The sequence below is a fragment of the Burkholderia pyrrocinia genome (assembly GCF_003330765.1).
Classification (GTDB): Bacteria; Pseudomonadota; Gammaproteobacteria; order Burkholderiales; family Burkholderiaceae; genus Burkholderia; species Burkholderia pyrrocinia_B.
The window spans coordinates 2,044,765-2,068,747 of record NZ_CP024902.1 but is presented as its reverse complement, the minus strand read 5'-3'; the positions used below and the strand labels follow the sequence as shown (position 1 = coordinate 2,068,747).

At 67.2% G+C, this 23,983-nt stretch carries 23 protein-coding genes; 16 read left to right on the top strand and 7 right to left on the bottom strand.

All coding sequences use genetic code 11. The features are described 5' to 3' along the window. Positions 1–259 precede the first annotated feature (259 nt). The 5 genes from rimO (at position 260) to CUJ89_RS09945 (ending at position 5,667) form a co-directional block, all read left to right on the top strand. Positions 260–1,621 carry a 30S ribosomal protein S12 methylthiotransferase RimO gene (rimO, locus tag CUJ89_RS09965; protein WP_114177189.1) on the top strand — a complete coding sequence of 454 codons (1,362 nt, stop codon included), beginning with the start codon at positions 260–262 and terminating at the stop codon, positions 1,619–1,621. Positions 1,622–1,624: 3 nt separating this feature from the next. Next, the gene (locus CUJ89_RS09960; protein ID WP_114177188.1) at positions 1,625–2,551 is read left to right on the top strand and encodes a sugar kinase; all 927 of its coding nucleotides are present in this window, start codon (positions 1,625–1,627) and stop codon (positions 2,549–2,551) included. Positions 2,552–2,620: 69 nt separating this feature from the next. Beyond that, positions 2,621–3,811, top strand: coding sequence for a beta-ketothiolase BktB (gene bktB, locus CUJ89_RS09955; RefSeq protein WP_114177187.1), 1,191 nt, complete (start codon positions 2,621–2,623; stop codon positions 3,809–3,811). A gap of 18 nt (positions 3,812–3,829) precedes the next feature. Continuing rightward, positions 3,830–4,372: a hypothetical protein gene (locus CUJ89_RS09950; RefSeq protein WP_114177186.1), complete on the top strand. Its 543-nt coding sequence runs from the start codon at positions 3,830–3,832 to the stop codon at positions 4,370–4,372. Between the two features lie 113 nt (positions 4,373–4,485). Then, positions 4,486–5,667 carry a cystathionine beta-lyase gene (locus CUJ89_RS09945; RefSeq protein WP_114177185.1) on the top strand — a complete coding sequence of 394 codons (1,182 nt, stop codon included), beginning with the start codon at positions 4,486–4,488 and terminating at the stop codon, positions 5,665–5,667. 85 nt (positions 5,668–5,752) lie between these two features. On the opposite strand, the gene serB is transcribed toward CUJ89_RS09945, so the two are convergent. Both serB and CUJ89_RS09935 read right to left on the bottom strand, forming a co-directional pair. Then, positions 5,753–6,598, bottom strand: a complete 846-nt coding sequence (gene serB / locus CUJ89_RS09940) for a phosphoserine phosphatase SerB (RefSeq protein WP_114177184.1) — start codon at positions 6,596–6,598, stop codon at positions 5,753–5,755. A gap of 170 nt (positions 6,599–6,768) precedes the next feature. Next, positions 6,769–7,707, bottom strand: a complete 939-nt coding sequence (locus CUJ89_RS09935; RefSeq protein ID WP_114177183.1) for a LysR family transcriptional regulator — start codon at positions 7,705–7,707, stop codon at positions 6,769–6,771. 124 nt (positions 7,708–7,831) lie between these two features. Between CUJ89_RS09935 and CUJ89_RS09930 the strand changes: the two genes are divergently transcribed. The 3 genes from CUJ89_RS09930 (at position 7,832) to CUJ89_RS09920 (ending at position 10,273) form a co-directional block, all read left to right on the top strand. Beyond that, positions 7,832–8,848, top strand: a complete 1,017-nt coding sequence (locus CUJ89_RS09930; RefSeq protein ID WP_114177182.1) for a zinc-binding alcohol dehydrogenase family protein — start codon at positions 7,832–7,834, stop codon at positions 8,846–8,848. A gap of 159 nt (positions 8,849–9,007) precedes the next feature. After that, positions 9,008–9,559, top strand: a complete 552-nt coding sequence (locus CUJ89_RS09925; protein ID WP_114178568.1) for a DUF6013 family protein — start codon at positions 9,008–9,010, stop codon at positions 9,557–9,559. Between the two features lie 240 nt (positions 9,560–9,799). Then, positions 9,800–10,273, top strand: coding sequence for a PliI family lysozyme inhibitor of I-type lysozyme (locus CUJ89_RS09920; RefSeq protein ID WP_114177181.1), 474 nt, complete (start codon positions 9,800–9,802; stop codon positions 10,271–10,273). A gap of 40 nt (positions 10,274–10,313) precedes the next feature. Here the strand turns inward: CUJ89_RS09920 and CUJ89_RS09915 are convergent, their stop codons facing one another. Further along, on the bottom strand, positions 10,314–11,117 hold the full coding sequence (locus CUJ89_RS09915; protein ID WP_114177180.1) for an ABC transporter permease: 804 nt from the start codon (positions 11,115–11,117) through the stop codon (positions 10,314–10,316). After that, a complete protein-coding gene (locus CUJ89_RS09910) occupies positions 11,114–11,815 on the bottom strand; it encodes an ATP-binding cassette domain-containing protein (RefSeq protein WP_114177179.1) in 702 nt (233 codons plus the stop codon). The genes CUJ89_RS09915 and CUJ89_RS09910 overlap by 4 nt, the downstream gene beginning before the upstream one ends. A gap of 152 nt (positions 11,816–11,967) precedes the next feature. Here CUJ89_RS09910 and CUJ89_RS09905 point away from each other — a divergent pair, with 152 nt between their 5' ends. From CUJ89_RS09905 to CUJ89_RS09875, 7 genes are all read left to right on the top strand, one after another. Further along, a complete protein-coding gene (locus tag CUJ89_RS09905; protein WP_114177178.1) occupies positions 11,968–14,256 on the top strand; it encodes an AsmA family protein in 2,289 nt (762 codons plus the stop codon). Positions 14,257–14,388: 132 nt separating this feature from the next. Next, complete coding sequence (locus CUJ89_RS09900; protein WP_114177177.1) at positions 14,389–15,981, top strand: ABC-F family ATPase; 1,593 nt, start codon at positions 14,389–14,391, stop codon at positions 15,979–15,981. A gap of 235 nt (positions 15,982–16,216) precedes the next feature. Further along, positions 16,217–16,966 (top strand): FkbM family methyltransferase, encoded by a 750-nt coding sequence (locus CUJ89_RS09895; RefSeq protein WP_114177176.1) that lies wholly within the window; start codon positions 16,217–16,219, stop codon positions 16,964–16,966. Further along, entirely contained in the window at positions 16,967–17,959 is a 993-nt protein-coding gene (locus tag CUJ89_RS09890) for a phosphotransferase enzyme family protein (protein ID WP_114177175.1), read from the top strand. Position 17,960: 1 nt separating this feature from the next. Then, a complete protein-coding gene (locus tag CUJ89_RS09885; RefSeq protein ID WP_114177174.1) occupies positions 17,961–18,839 on the top strand; it encodes a radical SAM protein in 879 nt (292 codons plus the stop codon). Beyond that, positions 18,836–19,888, top strand: coding sequence for an asparagine synthase-related protein (locus tag CUJ89_RS09880; RefSeq protein WP_114177173.1), 1,053 nt, complete (start codon positions 18,836–18,838; stop codon positions 19,886–19,888). The genes CUJ89_RS09885 and CUJ89_RS09880 overlap by 4 nt, the downstream gene beginning before the upstream one ends. Positions 19,889–19,895: 7 nt before the next feature. Next, complete coding sequence (locus CUJ89_RS09875; protein ID WP_114177172.1) at positions 19,896–21,101, top strand: glycosyltransferase; 1,206 nt, start codon at positions 19,896–19,898, stop codon at positions 21,099–21,101. Here CUJ89_RS09875 and CUJ89_RS09870 read toward each other — a convergent pair. Then, positions 21,058–21,747 (bottom strand): cephalosporin hydroxylase family protein, encoded by a 690-nt coding sequence (locus CUJ89_RS09870; protein ID WP_114177171.1) that lies wholly within the window; start codon positions 21,745–21,747, stop codon positions 21,058–21,060. The two genes, CUJ89_RS09875 and CUJ89_RS09870, sit on opposite strands and share 44 nt — an antisense overlap. Here CUJ89_RS09870 and CUJ89_RS09865 point away from each other — a divergent pair. Then, positions 21,746–22,738 (top strand): phosphotransferase, encoded by a 993-nt coding sequence (locus CUJ89_RS09865; protein ID WP_201752229.1) that lies wholly within the window; start codon positions 21,746–21,748, stop codon positions 22,736–22,738. The genes CUJ89_RS09870 and CUJ89_RS09865 overlap by 2 nt on opposite strands. Positions 22,739–22,745: 7 nt before the next feature. Here the strand turns inward: CUJ89_RS09865 and CUJ89_RS09860 are convergent, their stop codons facing one another. Both CUJ89_RS09860 and CUJ89_RS09855 read right to left on the bottom strand, forming a co-directional pair. Continuing rightward, on the bottom strand, positions 22,746–23,321 hold the full coding sequence (locus CUJ89_RS09860; RefSeq protein WP_114177169.1) for a polysaccharide deacetylase family protein: 576 nt from the start codon (positions 23,319–23,321) through the stop codon (positions 22,746–22,748). Between the two features lie 82 nt (positions 23,322–23,403). Further along, positions 23,404–23,961: a hypothetical protein gene (locus CUJ89_RS09855; RefSeq protein ID WP_114178567.1), complete on the bottom strand. Its 558-nt coding sequence runs from the start codon at positions 23,959–23,961 to the stop codon at positions 23,404–23,406. Positions 23,962–23,983: the final 22 nt, after the last annotated feature.

Genomic DNA, 23,983 nt, shown 5'->3' with positions numbered 1-23,983 from the left:
GTCCGGATCGACCCTCAATTCGACGGCGGCTCGAGGGCGTCGCCGTCATGGGGCGGAGGGGCCGCGCGGTGACGATGGCAGGCCGGCACGTCTTTGTCTTGAAGCAAAAGGAGCGTATCAAGCGCCACTTCGAGATCGGCCACCGGCGAGCGCCATGCCCGATCGGGCGATCGATGCCGCCATCGGCTGCCTGTTTTGGGTCGCTGGACCCTAAATCGCTGTAAACTCACGCTTTTGCTGCCACGCCCCCACATTCCAGATGTCCCAATCCCCCAAAGTAGGGTTCGTATCCCTCGGGTGCCCGAAAGCGCTCGTCGACTCCGAACAAATCATCACGCAGTTGCGTGCCGAAGGTTATGAAATCTCCGGCACCTACGATGGCGCCGACCTCGTCGTCGTGAACACCTGCGGCTTCATCGACGAAGCCGTGCAGGAAAGCCTCGACGCGATCGGCGAAGCGTTGACCGAGAACGGCAAGGTGATCGTCACCGGCTGCCTCGGCGCGAAGAAGAGCGCGAGCGGCTCTGGCCTGATCGAGGAGGTCCATCCGAAGGTGCTCGCCGTTACGGGCCCGCACGCAGTAGGCGAAGTGATGCAGGCCGTGCATTCGCACCTGCCGAAGCCGCACGATCCGTTCGTCGACCTCGTGCCCGCGGCCGGCATCAAGCTCACGCCGCGCCACTACGCGTACCTGAAGATCTCCGAAGGCTGCAACCACCGCTGCACGTTCTGCATCATCCCGTCGATGCGCGGCGATCTCGTGTCGCGTCCGGTCGCCGAAGTGATGCTGGAAGCCGAGAACCTGTTCAAGTCGGGCGTGAAGGAACTGCTCGTGATCTCGCAGGACACGAGCGCGTACGGCGTCGACGTGAAGTACCGCACGGGCTTCTGGAACGGCAAGCCGATCAAGACGCGCATGACCGACCTGGTCGCCGCGCTCGGCGAACTCGCCGCGCAGTACGGCGCGTGGGTGCGCCTGCACTACGTGTATCCGTATCCGAGCGTCGACGAAGTGATACCGCTGATGGCCGAAGGTCCGTTCAAGGGCCACGTGCTGCCGTATCTCGACGTACCGTTCCAGCACGCGCACCCGGAAGTGCTGAAGCGCATGAAGCGTCCGGCGAACGCCGAGAAGGTGCTCGAGCGCGTGCAGAAGTGGCGCGAGATCTGCCCGGACCTGACGATCCGCAGCACGTTCATCGCGGGTTTCCCCGGCGAGACGGAAGCGCAGTTCGAAACGCTGCTCGACTTCATTCGCGAGGCGGAACTCGATCGCGTCGGCTGCTTCGCTTATTCGCCGGTCGAAGGCGCGACCGCGAACGAACTCGACGGCGCGCTGCCCGATGACGTCCGCGAAGCGCGCCGCGCGCGCTTCATGGAAGTCGCCGAGGAAGTGTCGGCGAACCGCATCCAGCGCAAGGTCGGCAAGACCCTCAAGGTGCTGATCGACGAAGTCAGCGCGGAAGGCGGCATCGGCCGCACGGCGGCGGATGCGCCGGAGATCGACGGCGTCGTCTATGTCGAGCCGGCCGCGAAGGCATCGAAACGCTACAAGGTCGGCGATTTCGTGTCGGTGAAGATCACGGGCGCCGATGGCCACGATCTGTGGGGCGAGGTGTAAGCGATGACCGCCGCATTTCCGGAGATCCTCGCGCTCGGCGAGGCGATGATCGAATTCAACCAGTCGCAGCCGGGCCGGCCCGAATTCCTGCAGGGCTTCGGCGGCGACACGTCGAACTTCTGCATCGCCGCGGCGCGCCAGGGTGCGTCGACGGGCTTCGTGTCGGCGATCGGCGACGATCCGTTCGGTCGCCTGCTGGCCGACATGTGGCGCGCGGAACGCGTCGATACGACGTACGTGCGGATCGACCGCGCGGCGCCGACCGGCGTGTATTTCGTCACGCACGGCGCCGACGGCCACCAGTTCGACTATCTGCGCGCGGGCTCCGCGGCGAGCCGCTATGCGGCGGGCGACCTGCCGCTGGACGTGCTGGCGGCCGCGAAGGCCGTGCACCTGTCGGGCATCAGCCTCGCGATCAGCACGGCCGCGTGCGACGCTGCGTTCGCGGCGATCGACCATGTGCGCCGCAACGGCGCGAAGGTCAGCTTCGATACGAACCTGCGCCTGAAGCTGTGGCCGCTGCCACGCGCCCGCGCGGTGATGCGCGAGGCGCTGCGCCAGACGGACATCTGCCTGCCGAGCTGGGACGACGTCACGGCGCTCACGGGCGCGAACGATCGCGACGCGATCGTCGATGCGATGCTCGAACACGGGCCGCAGGTCGTCGCGCTGAAACTCGGCAAGGAAGGCGCCTATGTGGCGACGCCGAACGAGCGGCGCGTCGTGCCGGGCTTCGCGGTCGAGGCCGTCGATGCAACCGGCGCGGGCGACTGTTTCGGCGGCGCATTCGTTGCGCGGATCGTCGCGGGCGACGATCCGTTCGCGGCGGCGCGTTATGCGAACGCGGCAGCAGCATTGTCGACGACGGGCTACGGCGCGGTCGCGCCGATTCCGCACTGCGATGCGGTGGAGCGCCTGATGCAAGGCTGACGCGGAACACGCACGCCGGCCACGGCCCTGCACGATCGATTCATTCGACGAGAAGGATGAGGAGGCAACATGCAACGTGAAGTGGTGGTGGTGAGCGGCGTGCGTACCGCGATCGGCGATTTCGGCGGCAGCCTGAAGGACATCGCGCCGACCGAGCTCGGTGCGAAGGTCGTGCGCGAAGTATTGCAGCGTGCGCAGGTGTCGGGCGACGAGGTCGGCCATGTGGTGTTCGGCAATGTCGTGCACACGGAGCCGAAAGACATGTATCTCGCGCGCGTCGCCGCGATCAACGGCGGCGTCGCGCAACATGCGCCGGCGCTCACGGTCAACCGGCTGTGCGGTTCCGGGCTGCAGGCGATCGTGTCGGCCGCGCAGGGCGTGCTGCTCGGCGACGCGGACATCGCGATCGCGGGCGGCGCGGAGAACATGAGCCGCGCGCCGTATTCGATCCCGGCTGCGCGCTTCGGGCAGCGCATGGGCGACATGCGCGCGGTCGACATGATGGTCGGCGCGCTGAACGATCCGTTTCAGACGATCCACATGGGCGTGACGGCCGAGAACGTCGCGGCGAAGTACGGCATTTCGCGCGACGCGCAGGATGCGCTCGCGCTCGAATCGCACCGCCGCGCGTCGCATGCGGCGAAGGCCGGCTACTTCAACGCGCAGATCCTGCCGGTCGAGCTGATCGGCTCGAAGAAGGGCACGCCGGTCGTGTTCGATCACGACGAGCACGTGCGCCACGACGCGAGCCTGGATGACTTCTCGAAGCTGCGGCCCGTGTTCGTGAAGGAGAACGGCACGGTGACGGCCGGCAACGCGTCGGGCATCAACGACGCGGCGGCCGCGGTGCTGCTGATGGAGCGCGGCGTGGCCGACAAGCGCGGCGCGAAGCCGCTCGCGCGCCTCGTCGCATATGCGCACGCGGGCGTCGATCCGGCCTACATGGGGATCGGCCCCGTGCCGGCCACCCAAAAGGTGCTCGAACGCGCGGGGCTGACGGTCGCCGATCTCGACGTGATCGAGGCGAACGAGGCATTCGCCGCGCAGGCCTGCGCGGTGACGAAGGAACTGGGTCTCGACCCGGCAAAGGTGAATCCGAACGGGTCCGGCATTTCGCTCGGCCACCCGATCGGCGCGACGGGCGCGGTAATCACCGTCAAGGCACTGTACGAGTTGCAGCGCGTCGGCGGCCGTTACGCGCTCGTGACGATGTGCATCGGCGGCGGGCAGGGCATCGCCGCGATTTTCGAGCGAATCTGAAGCAAGGAGCAACGCAAGGTGGGTCGATATTCGGAATGGCAACGGGCGCTCGTCGTCGCAGGCGCGCTGGCGGCGGGCATCGCGATGCCGGGCGCGGTCGCGGCGCAGGCCGTCGCGCCGGGCGCGCAACAGGATGAACCGGCGCCCGCGCGGCCGCTGCGGCCGAATCCCGAATTCTCCCGCCTGCCGCGCTACGAAGGCTCGCTCGGCGATCGGCCGATTGTCGTGCATCTCGGGCCGAAGACGGACGAGGAAGGCGTGCACGGCGAATACCAGTTCGCCGATACGGGTGAGGTCGTCCTGCTCGCGGGCGATCGCGACGGAGACACGCTCGAGATCGAGGAGTCGAACGACGGCACGAACATCACGGGCGTGTGGGTCGGCCGCTTCGACGCGACGGGCGACCTGAAGGCCGACCGGATGAACTCGGACGAATCGGACCCGCAGCCCGTCGTGCTACGTCTGGCGCCGGCCAAGCGCGCGGCGCTGCAGGTGCGCGACGGCCGCGTGCAGGAAATCGAGACGGTGGGCGGTGTCGTGAATCTGCGCACCGACGACTGAACCCGCGCTGGCTTGGTGTGCGCGGCGCGCATTGTACCGGGCCAGATGCGCCGATTTTGGCTAATCTAGCGACATATTCCGCAACCGAACGGCCTTGTGCCCGGCTCCCTGTCATGACTGCATCCACTTCCAAGCGCGCGCTGCAAACCCGCATCGTTCAACCCGACGACGTCATTCCGGAAGGCTTCCGTTCGTTCGTGCCGCCGGTCGCGCGCGCATCGACGGTCGTGTTCCCCGATCTCGCGACGATGCGCGCGCTCGTCTGGCACAACGACAACCAGTGGCGCTACGGGCTGCATGCGACGCCGACGTCGCTCACGCTCGCGCAGCGGCTCGCCGAGATCGAGGGCGGCACGCATGCGCTGCTGCAGCCGTCGGGCCTCGCGGCGATCATGAACGTCTATTTCGGGATCGTGAAAGCGGGCGACGACGTGCTGATTCCGCACAACGTGTACGGGCCGAACGCCGATTTCGGCAACTGGCTCGCGAAGGATTTCGGCATTACCGTGCGCTTCTACGATCCGCTCATCGGCGCCGGCATCGCCGATCTGATCCAGCCGAACACGCGGCTGATCTGGATCGAGGCGCCCGGCTCGGTGACGATGGAAGTGCCCGACGTGCAGGCGATCACGACGGCCGCGAAGGCGCGCGGCATCGTCACCGCGATCGACAACACCTATTCGGCCGGGCTCGCGTTCAAGCCGTTCGAGCAGGGCGTCGACATCTCGGTGCAGGCGTTGACCAAGTACCAGTCGGGCGGCAGCGACGTGCTGATGGGCGCGACGATCACCGCGGACGCGGAACTGCACGCGAAGCTGAAGCTCGCGCGGATGCGCTGCGGGATCGGCGTGTCGGTCGACGATTGCTCGCTCGTGCTGCGCAGCCTGCCGAGCATGCAGGTGCGCTTCGACGCGCACAGCAAGAGCGCGCTCGCGCTCGCGCAATGGCTGAAGGCGCGGCCGGAGATCGCGGCGGTATTGCACCCGCAAATCGCCGACTGCCCGGGGCACGCATCGTTCGTGCGCGACTTCACGGGTGCGGGCGGGTTGTTCTCGGTGGTGTTCGACGAGCGCTACAGCGCGGAGCAGGTCGACCGCTTCGTCGAGTCGCTCGAACTGTTCGCGATCGGCTGGAGCTGGGGCGGCGCGTGCAGCCTCGCGATGCCTTACGACGTCGCGTCGATGCGTCCGGACTGGCCGCATCGCGGCACGCTGGTGCGTTTCTATGTCGGTCTCGAGGACGAAGCCGACTTGCGCGCAGACATCGAGCGCGCGATGCAGGCCGCACTCGGCTGACCGCGGGCCGATAACGTCCACGGAAAAACGAAACGCCGGCGCGATGCGACATCGCGCCGGCGTTTTCATTGGCGATCTCGCTGTATCAGAACAGCCGCAGCAGCCCGTCGAGGCCGACGTGGTCGAACGCGACCGTCGCCGCGTCGCGCACGACGGGCTTCGCGTGGAACGCGACCGACAGCCCGGCTTCGGCCATCATCTTCAGGTCGTTCGACCCGTCGCCCATCGCGATCGCGCGGCTCGGCGCAAGGCCGAGCGACGCGCACGTCTCGCGCAGCAGGCGCGCCTTCACGTCGGCGTTGACGATCTCGCCGAGCACCTTGCCGGTCAGCTTGCCGTCGACGATCTCGAGCGTGTTCGCATGCGCGTAGTCGAGGCCGAGGCGGGCCTTCAGCCGCTCGGTGAAGAACGTGAAGCCGCCCGACACGAGCAGCGTCTTCATGCCGGCAGCCTTCACGCCGGCAAGCATCGTCTCGGCCCCCGGCGACAGTTGCAGCCGTTCCTCGTATACGCGTTCGAGCGCCTGCGCGTCGAGTCCGGCCAGCAGCGCGACACGGCGCGTGAGGCTTTCGTTGAAGTCGCGGATCTCGCCGCGCATCGACGCTTCGGTGATCTCGGCGACCTGCGTTTTCAGCCCGCAGAAATCGGCGATCTCGTCGATGCATTCGATCGTGATCAGCGTCGAATCCATGTCCATCACGGCCAGCCCGAAATCACCGAGCGTGCGGCCGGCCTCGACGAACCCGAAGTCGAGCGCGTGCGTGCCGCAGTACGCGTCGATGTCGAGGCGCTGCGCCGGGTTCGCGTTTTCGATGCGCAGCGCATGATCGTCGGTCTGCACGATGCGGGTGCCGCGCGACAGCGCGAGCAGCGGTTTGTGATGGGCGTCCGACAGCGGCGCAAGACTCTGGATGACGAGATTGTGGGTCATGGCGGGATGGTTGGAAGGCGAATGAAATGCTTGCGCGGCCAACGGGCGGCCGCCTGCGGACGCGGGCCCCGTTCGGCTTCAGGCCCTTGCGCCGCGAACGCGCCATTGTAGCCGGTTGGCCGCGCACGGCGATCGGGGCCGGTACGAAACCGTGCGCGGCGCGGCGGTTGTCACCCGTCCGCGCGATCCCAGTACGGCGGATCGCCGAAATGCTCGGCGAGAAACGCGATGAACGCGAGCGTCTTCAGCGGCACGTGCGCGCGGCTCGGGTAGACGGCCCAGATCGCGACGTCGTCCGCGAACGGATAGTCGTCGAGCACCGTGACGAGCGCGCCGCTCGCGAGCAGCGGGCCGACGTCCCAGGTCGACTTGATTGCGATCCCGAAGCCGTCGACGAGTGCTTCGCGGATCGCCTCGCCGTTGCTCGCGACGAGCCTGCCGCCTACCCGCACGGTGAGCGGGCCTTGCGGCGTGGCGAACGACCAGTCGCGCTGGTCGCCGAGGATCACGCATTCGTGCTGCGCGAGGTCGGCCGGATGGCGCGGCGTGCCACGTGCGGCGAGATACGCGGGCGAGCAGCACAGCACACGGCGGTTCACGGCGAGCTTGCGCGCGACGAGCGTCGAATCCTTCAGCGCGCCGAGGCGGATCGCGACGTCGTAGCCGTCGTCGACGAGATCGACGATCTCGTCGGACAGCCGCAGGTCGAGCGACACGGACGGATAGCGGCGAAGGAACGCGGGAATCACCGGCGCGACATGCTGGCGGCCGAACGACGACGACATCGACACCTTCAGCCGCCCGTACGGCTCGCTGCGGCCGCGGCCGACCGATGCGCGTGCGGCGTCGGCGGCCGACAGCAGCGCGTCGGCGCGCGCCATGAAGACCTCGCCGTCCTGGGTGAGGCTGATGCGGCGCGTGGTGCGGTGCAGCAGACGCGCGCCGAGCTGGCGCTCAAGCTGCGCGATACGCGCGCTGGCGACCGCGGCCGAAACGCCGAATTCGCGCCCGGCCGCGGTGACGTTCGCGAGCAGCGCCGCGCGCACGAACAGCGCGACGTCGAGCAGGTCGAGCGGCTTGTCGGGAGCCGGAATCGGATCGGACGCCATTGTTCTGAAATTCCTGAAAATGTTTCAGGAAATATAGCGGTTTTCTCGAAGGATCGGGTTGCCTACGATGACGTTCATGGGGCTGCGCCGCAGCCCGCCCGGTTTCCGTGAAAGGAGTTTCGTAATGAAAGCTGTTGGACTGACCCGCTATCTGCCGATCGACGACCCGCAGGCCTTGCTCGACGTGGAGCTGCCGCAGCCCGTGCCGGGCCCGCGCGACCTGCTCGTGAAGGTCGAGGCCATTTCCGTGAACCCGGTGGATACCAAGGTGCGCTCGCCGAAGCCGCAGGTCGAGGACACGCCGCGGGTGCTCGGCTGGGATGCCGCCGGCACGGTCGTCGCGGTTGGCGCCGACGTCACGCTGTTCCGGCCCGGCGACGAAGTGTTCTATGCGGGCAGCATCGCGCGGCCCGGCGCGAACAGCGAATTCCATGCGGTCGACGAACGGATCGCCGCGCTGAAACCGCGCACGCTCGACTTCGCCGCCGCGGCCGCGTTGCCGCTGACCGCGCTGACCGCATGGGAAGCGCTGTTCGACCGGCTGCGCGTGTCGCCGCAGGGGGCGGACGCCGGCAAGTCGGTGTTGATCATCGGCGGCGCGGGCGGCGTGGGTTCGATCGCGATCCAGCTCGCGAAGGCGCTTGGCCAACTGCACGTGATCGCGACCGCGTCGCGGCCGGCGTCGGCCGAATGGGTGCGCGCGCTCGGCGCGGATGCGGTGGTCGACCATTTCGGCGACCTGCCTGCGCAGTTGCGCGAGGCCGGGCATCCGAACGTCGACTACGTGCTGATGTTCAACGACACGGACCGCCATTTCCCTGCCGCTGCGGAAGTCATCCGGCCGCAGGGCGGCATCTGCACGATCGTCGAGAACGAGAAGCCGGTGCCGGTCGAACTGCTGAAGGCGAAGAGCGCCGCGTTTCACTGGGAATTCATGTTCACGCGCGCGATGTTCGAGACGCCGGACATGATCGAGCAGCACCGGATCCTCGGCGAAGTCGCGCGGCTCGTCGACAACGGCACGCTGCGCACGACGCTCGGCGAGCAGCTCGGCGCGATCAATGCCGCGAACCTGCGGCGCGCGCACCAGTTGCTCGAGGCCGGGCGCTCGATCGGCAAGCTCGTGCTGAGCGGCTTCTGAGCCGGCATCGCACATATGGTTGCGACGTCGCGAACGCAAGCGGGGTAACACCCGATGCGTTTGCGGCGCATTGCCTGCCGCTTGGCGGTAGACTGGCAGCGCATCATGCATCGAAAACCGCGCGGCACGCGCGTGCCGCCGCATTACAAGGAGGTCAGCATGAGCCAACGCAGCTTGTCAGTCGCCGCATCGTGGTCGGTCGTGTTCGCGGCGGCGTGCGTCAGCGCGAGCGTATTTGCGGCGCCGCCGGTCAAGGGCAGCCTGAAGGGCGGCGGTACGGGACAGCTCGAATACACCGTCAAGGTCGACTCGAAGACCTTCGGCAATACGCAGGAGACCCGCAAGATCCGCTCGGGCGAGACGGACGACTTCAACTGGAAGTCGGTGCCGCCGAGCGGCGCGGTCGCGATGCCGAGCGGCTGCCCGAACGCAGACAACCTGCCGCGTGACGAGAACGGCGCGATGGTGCGCCAGACCCAGGTGCGGCTCGCGCCGTCGGTCGATGCGAAGGGGGTCGCCAACGTGCAGATGAGCTTCCAGGCGGCCGCGCCGAAGGGCACGCGCAATGTGACGGCCGGCGGCAAGTCGCTGCAGTGTCCGGACGTCGTGTCGGTGAGCCAGGTGAAGTGGGTGTCGATCCCGACCAACGGCGGTTCGAAGTCCGTCGCGATGAGCGATGGCACGAAGGTGACGGTGTCGATCAAGCATTGAGCGGCGCGCGCGGGCCGGCGTTTGGTCCGGTGCACGCGCAACGGGTTCGACTGGCGGGACGGGCAGGGCGGCACGTGACCATTTCGTGTCGCCGTCACGATGCTTTCCCGCGACCTTCTTCGCTGTACGTTGCCGCGGCAACGGCGTTGCATCGGTTCGCCGTGCGACAGCGGTGCGTGACGTCATGCGCATGTCACGCTATGCTCGCCCGCATCATCATCTTCCGGTAACGACATCCCGATGAAACTCCGAATGCGTGTGCTGCTGTCGGCCGTTGCGTTCGCCGCCGCGCAGGCGCAGGCGGCCGACGATTGCAGTTTCGTGAAGAAGGTCGAGCTGCCGTCGCGGCAGCAGGTGGCGGTCGTGTCGAGCGGTGCACTCGAGCCGTGCTCGATCGGCAGCTACGCGGTACGCGTGTATTCGACCGCACATGCCGCGCCCGGCTTCGATACCGACGATTACGTGACGGGTACGCTGCATGCGCGCGATGGTACGGTCACCGATGTGTTCACGGCAGACCTCGGCGCGCGGGCGCCGCAGGCGCTCGTCGTGACGACGCGCTCGGCCGGCAGCGGCGGCTATGTCGGCGCGCAGGCCTATGTGACGACGCCGCGCGCGGTGCGGCTCGTCGCATCGGTCGACGGGCTCGCGCCCGACGCGGACATCGCGGGCGCGTTGCGGCAGGCGCTCGGCAAGCGCCGCGGCGCGCGCTGACCGCGCACCGGGCGAACGCATCGCGCGGCGCCGCCGCGTGTCAGTGCGCGCGCTCTTCGAGCCGCGACGCGAGAAAGCGGTGATCGGCCGAGAACAGTCGGCGATAAGTCATCAGCACCGCGCCGACGGTGCCGAGCGCGGAGGCCGCGGCGATCAGGAACATGATCACGATCTGGTAGCGCACGGCCTGCAGCGGCGACTGGCCCGCCAGCACCTGGCCCGTCATCATCCCCGGCAGGCTGACGACGCCGACGACGGCCATCTGGTTCAGCGTCGGCAGCATGCCCGCGCGCACGGCCTGGCGCGCGGCGTCCTGCGCGGCTTCCCAGCGCGTCGCGCCCAGTGCGAGTGCGGTCTCGACGCGGTCGCGGCGTGCCGTGAGTTCTTCCATCATCCGCTCGACGCCGAGCGATACGCCTGTCAGCGTATTGCCGAGAATCATCCCGAGGATCGGGATCGCATATTGCGGCGCGTACCACGGATGGATGCGGATCACGACGAACAGGCCGACCGCCGCGACGAACCAGCTGCTGAACCAGATCGACGCGACGCTGTCGATGCGCTGGCCGCGGTACGTGTGCTTGCCGCGTCCCGCGCCGGCGAAACCGGCGATCAACGTCATCAGCGCTGTGAGCGGCAACACGACGTACCAATGCGGATGGCCGAACACCCAGCCGAGCACGTAGCCGATCGCGAGCAACTGCACGACGGTGCGCACCGCTGCGAGCGCGAGCTTGCGACCGAGGCCGAGCGACAGTGCCGCCGATAGCGCGCCGTTGACGGCGACGAGCGCGGCGGCGATGCCGACGTCGACGAGGCTCAGGTCCTGCAGTGCCGGGCTCATTGTGCAGCCTCCATCGGGTTGGTCCCGTGCAGCACGCCGGCCTGCATGACGAGCCGCATCGTGCCGATCCGCGCGGCCTGGGCCGGATCGTGCGAGATCCACATGTACGCGCGTGCGTCGGGCGCCGCGTCGAACCACGCACCGACGAGCGCCTCGATCGCGCGCACCGATTCGGGATCGAGCGCGGACGTCGGTTCGTCGAGCAGCAGCACGTCGGGATCGAGCTGCAGTACGCGCAGCAGCGCGGCGATCTGCGCTTCGCCGCCCGACAGGTCGCTCGCGCGCTTGTCGAGAAAGTCGGGGCCGCGGCCGGCCTGCGCGGCGAGCGCTTCGGCGCGCGCGCGATCGAACGCGGCATCGCGATAGATCGCGAGCGAATACGGATAGCGCAATTGCGATTCGACGGTGCCGTCCATCTGCGCGGGGCGCTGGCGCACGTATGCGACGCTGCGTCGGTAGCGCGGGATCGCGCTGCGGCGGATCCGGCTGCCGCGCCACAGGATATGGCCGCCGTCGAGCGGATCGAGCAGCGCGAGCGCGCGCAGCAGCACGCTCTTGCCCGACCCGGACGGTCCCGTGATAGCAATTCGCGATCCCGCTGCGAGGCTGAAATCGGTCGGGGCGAGCAGGGTCTTGCCGCTGCTGGCGTCGCGCCGCGTGATGCGCTGCGCATCGATGAGGCCGGTGGGGGCTGTCATGTCACAAATGAAAAAAAGCGTTAACGGCGTCGAAACGTCACCATGGCGTGCGTCATAATACCGATTGAAAAGCCGCGGGTGTCGTGCGCCGTTCGTCCACGCACGCGGCCCGGCATGGTGCGGCAACATTTCAGAACAACAACGGAACCGCCATGACGCTAACCCGAGCCATCGGCAAATCGGCTGCATGGGTCGTCGGTATCGTCGCGGTGCTCATCGCGGCGGCCGGCGTTTTTATCTTCACGTTCGACTGGAACCACGCGAAACCGTGGGTCAACGAACAGGTGAGTGCCGCACTCGGCCGCCCGTTCGCGATCAACGGCGACCTGAAGGTCGGTTGGCGCCGCCCCGACGGCGAGACCGGCTGGCGCGCATGGGTGCCCTGGCCGAGCTTTTCGGCCACGCAGCTCGAGATCGGCAATCCCGACTGGGCAAAGGCGCCCAAATTCGTCACGCTCGATGCCGCGCACTTCGATCTCGCGATCCTGCCGCTGCTCGCGCACGAGATCGTCATCCCGTCGATCGACGTCGTGAATCCTGCCGTCGACCTCGAGCGGCTCGCCGACGGCAGCAACACGTGGACGTTCCAGTTCAAGCAATCGTCGCAGCCGTCGCCATGGAAGGTACGGCTCGACAGCTTCGGCTTCGCGAAGGGCACCGTCACGTATCACGACGCGATCACGAAGGCCGACCTGACTGTCGCGATCGATACGCTCGGGCAGCCGATCCCGCTCGGCGACGTGCTGAAGGAGCAGGAACAGACGTCGCGTGCGGCGTCGGCGCAGCGTGTCGGCAAGCACGGCGCCGCGCAACTGAGCGCGAAGGCCAACGCGGAGGCCGCGTCGAGTGCTTCCGCGGCGCAGGCTGCGAGTGCGGCGTCGTCCGCGGGTGCTTCGGCTGCATCTTCCGTTGCTTCGGCTTCTTCGGCTTCTTCTGCTTCGTCCGCTTCTTCTGCATCGGCCGCGTCTGGCGCAAGCGGCGCCGCGGCGCCCGCGAAGCCGTCCGGCCCGACCTATGCGTTCGGGCTGAAGGTCGACGGCCGCTACAAGAACGTGCCGATCAGCGGTACCGGCAAGCTCGGCGGCGTGCTGGCGATCCAGGATGCGTCGCGGCCGTTCCCGCTGCAGGCCGACGTGAAGGCCGGCGACACGCGGCTCGCGATCGTCGGCACGCTGACCGATCCGATGCATCTCGCGGCGATCGACCTGCGGCTGTGGCTGCAGGGCACGTCGATGTCGCATCTTTACCAGCTCACCGGCATCACGCTGCCCGACACGCCGCCTTACGCGACCGAAGGGCGGCTGATCGGCAACTTCAAGCAGCACGCGAGCACGTTCCGCTACGAGAACTTCAATGGTCGCGTCGGCAGCAGCGATCTCGGCGGCACGCTGACCTACGCGCAGCGCGAGCCGCGGCCGAAGCTGTCGGGCGAACTGGTGTCGAACCTGCTGCAGTTCTCCGATCTCGCACCGGTGATCGGCGCGGATACGGCCGCGAGCAAGGCCAAGCGCGGCGACACGACGCACCAGCCGTCGGGCCGCGTGCTGCCGGTCGAGACCTTCCGTACCGATCGCTGGCGCGCGCTCGACGCGGACGTCAAGTTCACGGGCCGCAAGCTGGTCAAGAGCGCGAACCTGCCGATCACCAACCTGTACACGCACATCGTGATGCAGGATGGCGTGCTGTCGCTCGAACCGCTGCAGTTCGGCGTCGCGGGCGGTACGCTCGCGACGACCGCGCATCTCGACGGCAGCGGCGCGCCGCTGAAGGGCCGCTTCACGATGGCCGCGCGGCACCTGAAGCTCAAGCAACTGTTCCCGACGCAGAAGGTCATGCAGTCGGCGCTTGGCGAGATCAACGGCGACGCGTCGCTGTCGGCGACCGGCAACTCGCCGGCCGCGCTGGCCGCGACGTCGACCGGCGAAGTGAAGGCGCTCGTGACGGACGGCCGCATCAGCCGCCTGCTGATGGAAGCGGCGGGGCTGAACGTCGCGAACGTCGTCTACGAGAAGCTGTTCGGCAACAACGACGTGAAGATCAATTGCGCGGCGATCGACTTCGTCGCGACCAACGGGATTCTCGACCCGAAGGTATTCGCGCTCGATACGGACGATGCGCTGATCAACGTCGACGGCCCGATCAGCCTGCGCGACGAAACGCTCGACCTGAAGATCCATCCACATACGAAGGGCTTCCGGGTCTTCTCGCTGCGCTCGCCGCTGTACGCGAAGGGCACGTTCAAGAACCCGAACGTCGGCGTCGATGCGGGCGCGCTCGCGCTGCGTGCCGGCGCGATGGTCGGGCTCGGGCTGATCAACCCGCTCGCGGCGTTGATCCCGCTGATCGCACCGAGCAACAACCGCGATGTGCCGTGCTCGGAACTGTTCGGGCAGATAAACGCAAAGGCGGCGCAGAAGGCGGCCGCGAAGGCCGGCAAGTGATGCGCGAGGGCACCGTCAGGTGCCCGGCGTGGCGGGCAGACTGGCGGGGCCGGAACGGTGTGGTCGGCAGTTTCTCCGACACCTGCTAAAATACACGGTTTTCCGTCGATTTATCTCTTAACGGGACCAGCCGTGCTTTCTACTGCCAACATCACGATGCAATTCGGGCCAAAGCCCCTGTTCGAGAATATCTCGGTCAAATTCGGCGAGGGCAACCGCTATGGTCTGATCGGCGCGAACGGTTGTGGCAAGTCGACGTTCATGAAGATCCTCGGCAGCGACCTCGAGCCGAGCGCCGGCAACGTCGCGCTGGAGCCGAACGTGCGTCTCGGCAAGCTGCGCCAGGACCAGTTCGCGTACGAAGACGTGCGCGTGCTCGACGTCGTGATGATGGGTCACACCGAGATGTGGGCCGCGATGACCGAGCGTGACGCGATCTACGCGAACCCGGAAGCCACCGACGACGACTACATGCACGCGGCCGAGCTCGAGGGCAAGTTCGCCGAATACGGCGGCTACGACGCCGAGGCGCGCGCGGGCGCGCTGCTGCTCGGCATCGGCATCGAGGAGAAGTTCCACCGCGGCACGATGAGCGACGTCGCGCCGGGCTGGAAGCTGCGCGTGCTGCTCGCGCAGGCGCTGTTCTCGAAGCCTGACGTGCTGCTGCTCGACGAACCGACCAACAACCTCGATATCAACTCGATTCGTTGGCTCGAGCAAACGCTCAACGAGTACAACTCGACGATGATCATCATCTCGCACGATCGTCACTTCCTGAACTCGGTGTGCACGCACATGGCCGACATGGACTTCGGCACGCTGAAGGTTTGGCCGGGCACCTACGACGACTACATGCTCGCATCGGCGCAGGCGCGCGAGCGCCAGGCCGCGGCGAATACGCGTGCGAAGGAGCGGGTCGCCGAACTGCAGGACTTCGTGCGCCGTTTCTCGGCGAACAAGTCGAAGGCCCGCCAGGCAACGAGCCGTGCGAAGCAGATCGACAAGATCAAGATCGAGGAATTCAAGCCGTCGTCGCGCCAGAACCCGTTCATCCGCTTCGAGTTCGAGAAGAAGCTGCACAACGTCGCGGTGGTCGCTGAAGACATCACGAAGAAGTACGAGCGCACGATCTTCCAGAACTTCAACCTGTCGGTGCAGCCGGGCGAGCGTATCGCGATCATCGGTGAGAACGGTGCAGGCAAGACGACGCTGCTGCGTTCGCTGCTCGGCGCGCTCGCGCTCGAACACGGTACGGTGAAGTGGTCCGAGAACGCGAATGTCGGCTACATGCCGCAGGACACGTACGAGGAGTTCCCGAACGACATCACGCTGATGGACTGGATCGACCAGTACCGCAAGGACGGCGACGACGAGACGATGGTGCGCGGCACGCTCGGCCGCCTGCTGTTCTCGTCGGACGACATCAGGAAGTCGGTGAAGGTGCTGTCGGGCGGCGAGAAGGGCCGCATGATCTGGGGCAAGCTGATGCTCGGCCGCCACAACGTGCTGCTGATGGACGAGCCGACCAACCACATGGACATGGAATCGATCGAGTCGCTGCAGATCGCGCTCGAGCAATTCGAAGGCACGCTGATCTTTGTTTCGCACGACCGCGAATTCGTGAGCGGGCTGGCCAACCGGATCATCGAAGTGAAGACGGACGGCACGCTGTTCGACTTCGGCGGTAATTACGAGGAATTCCTGACGAGCCAGGGGCAGGAGTAATTGTCCTGACGCTTTCGTTCGCGTGCCCCGGCTAGACAGCATGAAGCCGGGCGCATGGAGCGAGGCCGCCGGAAACCTATCAGGCCCGCATCGACGCCTCGTCGATGCGGGCTTTTTCATGTCCACGCCGGCGAAGCCCGACGGCGTCGCGAATTCCAGCTTCCTTCCGTCAAACGACTTCGGGTAAATTACCCACCGAACGCCGATCCCATTCCGACCCGGAGCCGCCCCCTCGATGCAGGACCATCCTCCCACGCTCGACCTGTCCGGCCTTGCGCAAAGCCTGTACGCGCAGGGCACCGAGGAAAGCATCCTGGCGCGACTGATGGAGCGGATCGCGCCGGCCAACCGCTTCTGCGTCGACATTGGCGCGAGCGACGGCCTGCGCAACAGCAACACCGCGCGGCTGCTGCGCGAACAGGATTGGAGCGGCGTGCTGGTGGAGGGGAGCACGTACCGCTTCGGCAAGCTCGCTGCCCACTACGCGGGCGCGGATCGCGTCCGCCTGCACCACGACCGCGTGCAGCCCGACACGGTGGACCAGTTGCTCGCCGATGCGAACACGCCGGCCGACTTCGACCTGCTGTCGATCGATATCGACGGCAACGACTACTGGGTGTGGCGCGGCCTGCAGGCATTCCGGCCGCGCATCGTCGTGATCGAATACAACCCGTACTACACGCCGCCCGAGCGCTGGGTCATGTGCTTCAATCCGGACCACGAATGGGACGGATCGACCTATTACGGCGCCAGCCTCGAATCGCTCGTTCACCTCGGCAGGCAGAAGGGGTATGAGCTCGTCTGCTGCGACGACATGGGCAACAACGCGTTCTTCGTGCGGCAGGACCTGTATCCGCTGCTCGGCATCGCGAACAACGATCCTTCGGTGCTGTTCCGGCCGGCGATGTACAAGCTGCGCTACGTCGGGCACAACACCTTCCTTACCGGCCATCCGTATCGGCACGGGCCGGCCGAGCACATCTGAATGAACCCGCACGCCGCCACCTTCGACGAGATCCGCGACGCCTACGCGCTCGGCCGAAGCGGGCCGCCGCGCCGGGTCGGCGAACGCGTGTGGCATCTGCCGACCGCTGACGGCGGCGTAGCGGTCAAGCTCTACGCGCCCGGGCATCATGCGCGCGCGGCCAGGGAAGCCGCCGTCCTCGCGCATTTCGAGACGCACGGCGATGCGCGCTTCCGTGTGCAGACGCTGAAACGCACGACGGCCGGCGCATTGCTGTGGACGGTCCCGAGCTCGCACGCGATGCTGACGCGCTGGGAAGCCGGGCAGTTCAGAACGTACGACACGTTTTCGCCGGCCGAATGGGATGCGCTCGGCGCGAGCCTGGCCGCGTTGCACCTGAGCCTCGAGCAATTGCATCTGTCATCGCTCGGCACGATCCGTGCGCGGTTGACTGCGATCGACGCAGATGAAGTACGCCGCAGCCTGCTCGACGCAATGAATCGCGCACGCTCGAACGACAGCGCCGCGCACCTGTATCACTACGTCGACCTCGCGCTGCGCATGCTCGACCGCTACTACCCCGGCAGCATCGAAGCGTTTCCCGCCGACGATCCGCAGCACCCGATCCACAACGACTACAACCAGTTCAACTATCTGTTCACGGGCACGCTGCCGCCGCTGATCCTCGATTGGGAAGCGTCGATCGGCGCACCGCGCGAATACGAACTGGTGCGCTGCCTGAATCATCTGCCGCTGGAGGCGCCGCACCTGGCGGAAGCCTTCGTGCGTGCGTATCGACGGGGCCGGCCGGTGAATCCCGCGCGCATCGCATGGGCGGTCGATGCCGCCTGTCTGCAGCACGCGCTGAAGCTCTGGGTCGTGCAAGGCTGGCTCGACGATCCGTCGCGCTTCGCCGCGCACCTGAACGGGGCGGTGACGATGGCGTCCGCGATGGTGGACGCGCGCGGCCGTCTCGTCGATTTCTTTTCCCGTTGCGTGGAAGCAGGAAGCTGAAGTGAATGCGAATCTGAACCCGATTTCGAATCCGACGCCGTCCGGCGAGCGGCAGCATGTGTTCCCGCCGCCGCTGGATCGCGATTACCGCGTCGAAGACGGGCGCGTCAGGACGCGCTCGCTGGAAGCGCATATCGTCGATCACTGCAACCTGACCTGCGCGGAATGCTGCTCGCTGTCGCCGTTGCTGCCCGAGTGGCATGCGAGCCCGGAATCGATCGAGGCCGATCTGCGCAAGGCCGCGAAGGTATTGAGCCCGCGCATGTTCAAACTGGTCGGTGGCGAACCGTTGCTGCATCCGGCCCTCGTCGAACTGATCGAACGCGTGCGCGCGACGGGCATCGCGCCGGTGATCTCCGTCACGACGAACGGGCTGAAGCTCGGCGAGATGCCGGACGCGTTCTGGCAGGCGGTGGATGCGCTGACGATCTCGCGCTATCCGAAGCCGGCACTTTTGCCTGACCTGATCGCGTATGTCGAGCGTCAGGCCGCGCGTTTCGACGTGCGCCTGAACTGGAAGGTGCAGGACGTATTCACGACGATGAATCGCGCACATCCCGGCACGGACCGCGATGAAGCGCAGCGCCTCTATCACGATTGCTGGATCCGCGAGCGCTGCCATATGATTCGCGACGGCATGTTCTACACGTGCACGCGTCCGGCGCATTTCCATACGCTCTACAAGGGCGAGAAGGATTTCCGGTCCGACGGCCTGCCGCTGCGCGACGATGCGGGCATGCTCGACGCGATGCTGGCCTATCTGCAACGCGAGGCGCCGCTCGAAGCGTGCCTGCATTGCCAGGGCGGCAGCGCGCCGGTGGCGCCGCATCGCATTCTGAAACGCATCGAAGTGGACACCTTGAAGGCTCGTTATCCATGATCGTCGGCACGCGCGACCTGTTCGGCTTCCATCGCCTGCACTACCATCCGCGCAGCGGCCTGTCGGCATCCGGTATCCGGACCGTACTGCACGCGTCGGGGCAACCGTCCGGCGCGCCGGACGCGGCGGCCATCGCGGGCTACCTGAGCGGCGAGCGTTTGCTCGGCCGCACCGTGCTGCGTGACGTGCTGGCGGTGCCGCCCGGCCATGCGCTGATCCGTTCGCCGCAAGGGCTGGCGGTGCAGCCGGCGCCCGAACGGCCGCAGCGCGCCGATCTGGAGACCGTGCTGCGCGCGTCGCTGCAGCGCGCGCTCGACAGCGGCAAGCGCGTCGCGCTGGCGCTGAGCGGCGGGCTCGATTCGGCGCTGCTGCTCGCGTTGCTGCGCGAACTCGGCGCGCAGCAACGCGTGACGTCCTACATCCTCGCCACCGACATGCCGGACTACTGCGAACGCGACGCGGCGCTCGAACTGGCCGGGCAGATGCAGGCGAGCGTGAAGATCGTCCATGCGAACGAAGCCGATTTCGTGGCCGCCCTGCCGAGAACGACCCACGCGGTCGAGGAACCGATGTTCAACCTTCATCCGGTCGCCAAGCTGCTGCTGGCCGAGGCGATGGCCGCGGACGGTGTCGAAGTGGCCATCACCGGGGACGGCGCGGATCAGGTGCTGCGCCGCGACCAGTCGGCCAACTATCTGCCGTTGTGCCATGCGTTGTTCGATGCGGCGTCGGTCGACCTGCATCCGCCGTTTGTCGACGCCGTCGTCGTCGGGCATCTGACGAGCATCGCGCCCGACCCGAACAAGCAGTGCCTGCGCGATCTCGGTGCGCGCCTGAATCTGCCGGACCGTCTCGTGCAGGGCCCCAAGCGCGGGCGGCTCGCACCGGCGATGGATCTCGCGGCGCTGCTCGATCGCGACCGTACGCGCGCGCTAGCCGACCTGCTCGGTCTTGCCGCACCCACGCTGCAGGCGGATACCGAACGCGTACTGTGGGCAACGCTGACCCTGATCCTCGACCACCTCGATGCTGCGCATCGCCCAACCTGAGACCCTGATGAAACGCATCCTGTTTTGCGTGGTGCCCGAGAAGGGTCACGTCAATCCCTGCATCGGCCCGGCCCAGCATCTGCGCGCCGCCGGCTGCGACGTTGCGTTCTACGCGCCGGCCGACATCAGCGAGCAGCTCGATGGCGCCGGCGATTTCGCATTCGTCGGGCCGCGCGAGACGCCCGAACGGCACGACCTGTCGCGCGGCGCGAGCTTCGCTGCGAACATTCGCGACGCCGACTGGCTGCGGCACTGGATCCGCACGCTGCTGATCGACCTTGCACCCGCGCAGGTGGACGGCATCCGCGCGGTCCTGCGCGAATGGCAGCCGGACGTCGTCGTGATCGATCCGCTGCTCTATGCGGCGGCGATTGCCGCCGAACTGGAAGGGCTGCCGTGGGTCGCGATGTCCAATTCGCTGAATCCGGTGCTGCCGGACGATCTCGATTCGGAACTGCTGCGCACGGTGCGATGGCTCGCGCCGGAACGCACGCGCCTGTTTGCGCGCTACGGGCTCGACGCGCGCTTTCGCGGTTGCGACATCCTGTCGCCGCATCTGACGCTCGCGTTCACGACCGACGCGCTGGTCGGCGCGCCGCCGCCGGGTGTCGAGCTGGTCGGCCCCGCGCTGCCGTCCGGCCCGCGCGGCGACGAGACGCCGTTCCCGTGGGAACGCCTCGACGCGGATCGCCCGCTCGTCTACATGTCGCTCGGCAGCCAGCTTTACTACCACCCGGATGTGTTCGCCAAGGTCATCGATGCGACGCGCACGACGTCGGCGCAACTGGTGCTGTCGGTGGGCGAACTGATCGATTCGGATCTGCTGCCGGCCGACGACGCGCGCGTCGTCGCGGTGCGTTATGCGCCGCAACTGGCGCTGCTGCGGCGCACCCACGCGTTCGTCAGCCACGGCGGCGCGAATTCGGTGATGGAGTCGCTCGCCTGTGGCGTGCCGATGCTGCTGTCGCCGTTCTGCAACGACCAGTTCCATTCGGCGCACTTCGTCGAGCGGGCCGGCGCGGGTTGCCGGCTGGATCTGCAGCAGGCCGGCGTGGCGGACATTGCCGAGGCGCTCGAACGCCTGTTGTGTCCGGGTTCGTTGCGCGAGCATGCGGCGCGGATCCGCGCGAGCTACGCGCGCGACGGCTCGGCGCAGGCCGCTCGCCTGATCAGCGAACTCGCTTCAGGAAGCCGCCTGGCGACAGCGTCATGAGCACGCGGTCTTCGATGTCCTGGTCGACTTCGAACCGGTCGTCGCGGGCGAGAAATTCACGCACGGCCGTGGCCGGGTTGTTGCCTTTGCCGTACGGCTTGCCGTCGAACATCGATGCCGGCAGATACTCCATGATGGTATCCATCACGATCGCGTAGCTGCCGGGCGTCACGAGTGCGGCATAGCATTCGAGCTCGCGCAGCACGTGCGCGTGGGTATGCGTGAGATCGAGGATCGCCATCACGCGCGCGCCGTCGCGAATCTGCGCGCGCACCGATGCGAGCGTATCGGCCGCGCACGACTCGCCTTCGATCAGTTCCATGCGATGGGCGAGCCGGTGCGATTGCAGGCGCTGTCTGACCTCGTCGCGCAGGCGCGGTTCGATCGCGACGACGCGGCCGCGATCGCCCGTCAATTCCAGCATCGACGCGGAGAACACGACGCCGCCGCCCGCCGCGATGCCGGTCTGCACGATGCAGTCGGGGCGCTCGCGCCAGATCAGTTCCTGGAGCGCGAGCATGTCGCCGGGCAGATGGAAGAAGCGCTCGCCGAGCCAGCGCGTCTGGAACAGATGGTCGAATTCGGCGGCGCGTGTCAGCCATTCGATGTTGATGTCCCGCATGCGGGCCGAAGGACGCTCTGACATGGTCAATGCAACGAGTAGGAGTGACGTGAAAACGCTGGAACCTTGGCTTCACCGGCACTGGAACATCAGGCCGGCGCGCATGCAGGCGCTGTCGTCGGGCCATACTAACAAAACGTATCTCGTCGAGTGCGATTCGGGCCACGCGGTGCTGCGCGTGTCGTGGTCCGGCAAACCGGTCGAGCAGGTGCATCGCGAGGCGTCGATACTCGACCATCTCGGCCATCCGCGCACAGCGTCGATGCTGCCCGCGCTGCCGCGACTGAGGCCGACCGTGGACGCGCAATCCGGTGCGCAGGCCCCCAATGGAAGCTGGCTGCATCTGTTCGAGCATATCGACGGCAGTCCCGGCCTGCCCGACGATGCGCAAGCGGGCGCGATCGATGCGATGCGCACGCTGGCACATCTGCATGCGGCATTGGAGGCGATACCCGCAAGCGAATCGGCGCCGCTGGCGTGGCTGTCGGCGCGCCATGCGCGCGTATCGGCGCGCGCGATGCCGTCCTTGCCGGGCGATTGGGGCAGCCACTACGAGACGATGATCCGGCGGATCGGCGCGCATCTCGCCGCCGCGGCACGCTGGCTGACGGGGCCGGTGCATTGGCTGCACGGCGACTATCACGCGGGCAACCTGCTGTATGTAGGCCGCGCGGTGAATGGCGTGCTCGATTTCGACGATGTCGGGCAGGGCGCGCAGTGGCTCGAAGCGGCCTTTGCGCTGTTTGCGCTGTCGCGCGATGCGGGCAGGGACGATCGCTTCGTATTCGATGCATGGCGATGGGACGCAGGCCTGCAGGCCTATGCAGCGACGCGGCGCGATGCTGTGCCGGACTGGATGCGCGACAACCACGATGCGCTGATGGCCCTGTTCTGTGCGGACCAGACGCTGATCCATCTGGAAGCTGCGCAGCGCGGCCTGTGGATGCCGGGGCCCGGCATCGGATTTCTCGGTGGCTGGCGGCAGTTGCTGGACGGCGCGGCGCCCGGAAGCTAACCGGCCGTCAGTCCTGTCGAGTCAGGAACAGGCGCACGGCTTCGACTGTGTTGGGACGGGCTTCTCCATGCCGCGATCCGTCGTGCATGCAGAACAGCACGTCGCGATGCCGTGCCGCGCTGGCGTCGACATGCGCGCACATCGCACCGAACAGCGCCTGAGGTGATGGCGCCGGGCGCTGCCAGTCGTCCAGTATCGCGGTCCAGCCCGTGTGTTTGCGCTGCAGACGCGCAAGCACGCCGGTGCGATTGTCTTGCGGCACCAGCCCGTAAGGGAGGCGCAACGGAATTGCATCCGGCACGGGAACGCCGGCTCGGCGATAGGCCTCGCGAATCAGCGCGTCAGTCGCGTCGATCTCGTCGATCAGCACGTCGTCTGCCAGCGCGCCCGGCCTTGCGTGCGAATAGGTGTGATTGCCGAGTCGATGGCCTTCGCGCGCCATCCTCGCCGCGACGTCGAGCGCGCCCGTCAGGTTCTTGCCGAGCAGGAAGAAGGTTGCCTCGCATGAGGCGGCGCGCAGTACGTCGAGCAAGGGCGGCGTCGAAGGGCCGGGTCCGTCGTCGAAACTGAGGTGAATTGACATCGCGTGTGGGCGCGCCGTTAGGGGGTACCGGAACGATAGCGCAAGTCGTGCCGGGCGGCGGCTGGCGCATCGATCGGGCCGGCTACTGGAGCGGTTCGATGGCCAGCGGACAGGTGCCGGCTGGGCGCAACCGTGTGCCGGTCCATTCGTAGAAGAACCGTGCGGCCTTCGCGTTGTTGTCGTCGCAGTCGTCGTTGAAGCAGCCCGCGACGATCAGCAGCGCACTGCCGGCGCGGAAATCGACGCGTTCGTCGTCGTTGCCCATGACGCCCGAGATAGCCTTCACGCCGGGCATCGTGTACGTCGCGCCGGTGTACTTGTCGACGATCGCGAAATTCCGGCAATCCGTTCCGCAACCCCAGATCGCGACGCGATAGTGGCCGGCAAAATTGGCCGGTTGCGTGAATGCGTCGCGAATGACGGTGCGGTAGAGGTGGGCCTCCTTGCTGGTCAGCCGGGGCGCCGCGGCCGGCTTTCGCGGCGCGCTTGCGGCGGGTGCCGGATAGCGGTCGAACGAAGGCGACGGGCACGCCACGGTAGCCGCCGCTGCGGGCGCGGGTGCCGCGCGGGCGGCGCCGGAACCGGCAATCAGCGCGGTCGATGCGCCGGCGATCAGTAGAAATCGGTAGGCGAGCGCCACGCGAGTGTCCTTCATGTTCGGT

Bases quoted from the DNA above. Each gene is read 5' to 3' on its own strand.
- serB (WP_114177184.1), bottom strand. From the start codon at position 6,598: ATGACCCACAATCTCGTCATCCAGAGTCTTGCGCCGCTGTCGGACGCC.
- bktB (WP_114177187.1), top strand. From the start codon at position 2,621: ATGCAACGTGAAGTGGTGGTGGTGAGCGGCGTGCGTACCGCGATCGGC.
- CUJ89_RS09880 (WP_114177173.1), top strand. From the start codon at position 18,836: ATGATCGTCGGCACGCGCGACCTGTTCGGCTTCCATCGCCTGCACTAC.
- CUJ89_RS09870 (WP_114177171.1), bottom strand. From the start codon at position 21,747: ATGTCAGAGCGTCCTTCGGCCCGCATGCGGGACATCAACATCGAATGG.
- CUJ89_RS09915 (WP_114177180.1), bottom strand. From the start codon at position 11,117: ATGAGCCCGGCACTGCAGGACCTGAGCCTCGTCGACGTCGGCATCGCC.
- rimO (WP_114177189.1), top strand. From the start codon at position 260: ATGTCCCAATCCCCCAAAGTAGGGTTCGTATCCCTCGGGTGCCCGAAA.
- CUJ89_RS09865 (WP_201752229.1), top strand. From the start codon at position 21,746: ATGGTCAATGCAACGAGTAGGAGTGACGTGAAAACGCTGGAACCTTGG.
- CUJ89_RS09905 (WP_114177178.1), top strand. From the start codon at position 11,968: ATGACGCTAACCCGAGCCATCGGCAAATCGGCTGCATGGGTCGTCGGT.
- CUJ89_RS09960 (WP_114177188.1), top strand. From the start codon at position 1,625: ATGACCGCCGCATTTCCGGAGATCCTCGCGCTCGGCGAGGCGATGATC.
- CUJ89_RS09930 (WP_114177182.1), top strand. From the start codon at position 7,832: ATGAAAGCTGTTGGACTGACCCGCTATCTGCCGATCGACGACCCGCAG.
- CUJ89_RS09910 (WP_114177179.1), bottom strand. From the start codon at position 11,815: ATGACAGCCCCCACCGGCCTCATCGATGCGCAGCGCATCACGCGGCGC.
- CUJ89_RS09920 (WP_114177181.1), top strand. From the start codon at position 9,800: ATGAAACTCCGAATGCGTGTGCTGCTGTCGGCCGTTGCGTTCGCCGCC.
- CUJ89_RS09875 (WP_114177172.1), top strand. From the start codon at position 19,896: ATGAAACGCATCCTGTTTTGCGTGGTGCCCGAGAAGGGTCACGTCAAT.
- CUJ89_RS09895 (WP_114177176.1), top strand. From the start codon at position 16,217: ATGCAGGACCATCCTCCCACGCTCGACCTGTCCGGCCTTGCGCAAAGC.
- CUJ89_RS09935 (WP_114177183.1), bottom strand. From the start codon at position 7,707: ATGGCGTCCGATCCGATTCCGGCTCCCGACAAGCCGCTCGACCTGCTC.
- CUJ89_RS09925 (WP_114178568.1), top strand. From the start codon at position 9,008: ATGAGCCAACGCAGCTTGTCAGTCGCCGCATCGTGGTCGGTCGTGTTC.
- CUJ89_RS09890 (WP_114177175.1), top strand. From the start codon at position 16,967: ATGAACCCGCACGCCGCCACCTTCGACGAGATCCGCGACGCCTACGCG.
- CUJ89_RS09945 (WP_114177185.1), top strand. From the start codon at position 4,486: ATGACTGCATCCACTTCCAAGCGCGCGCTGCAAACCCGCATCGTTCAA.
- CUJ89_RS09860 (WP_114177169.1), bottom strand. From the start codon at position 23,321: ATGTCAATTCACCTCAGTTTCGACGACGGACCCGGCCCTTCGACGCCG.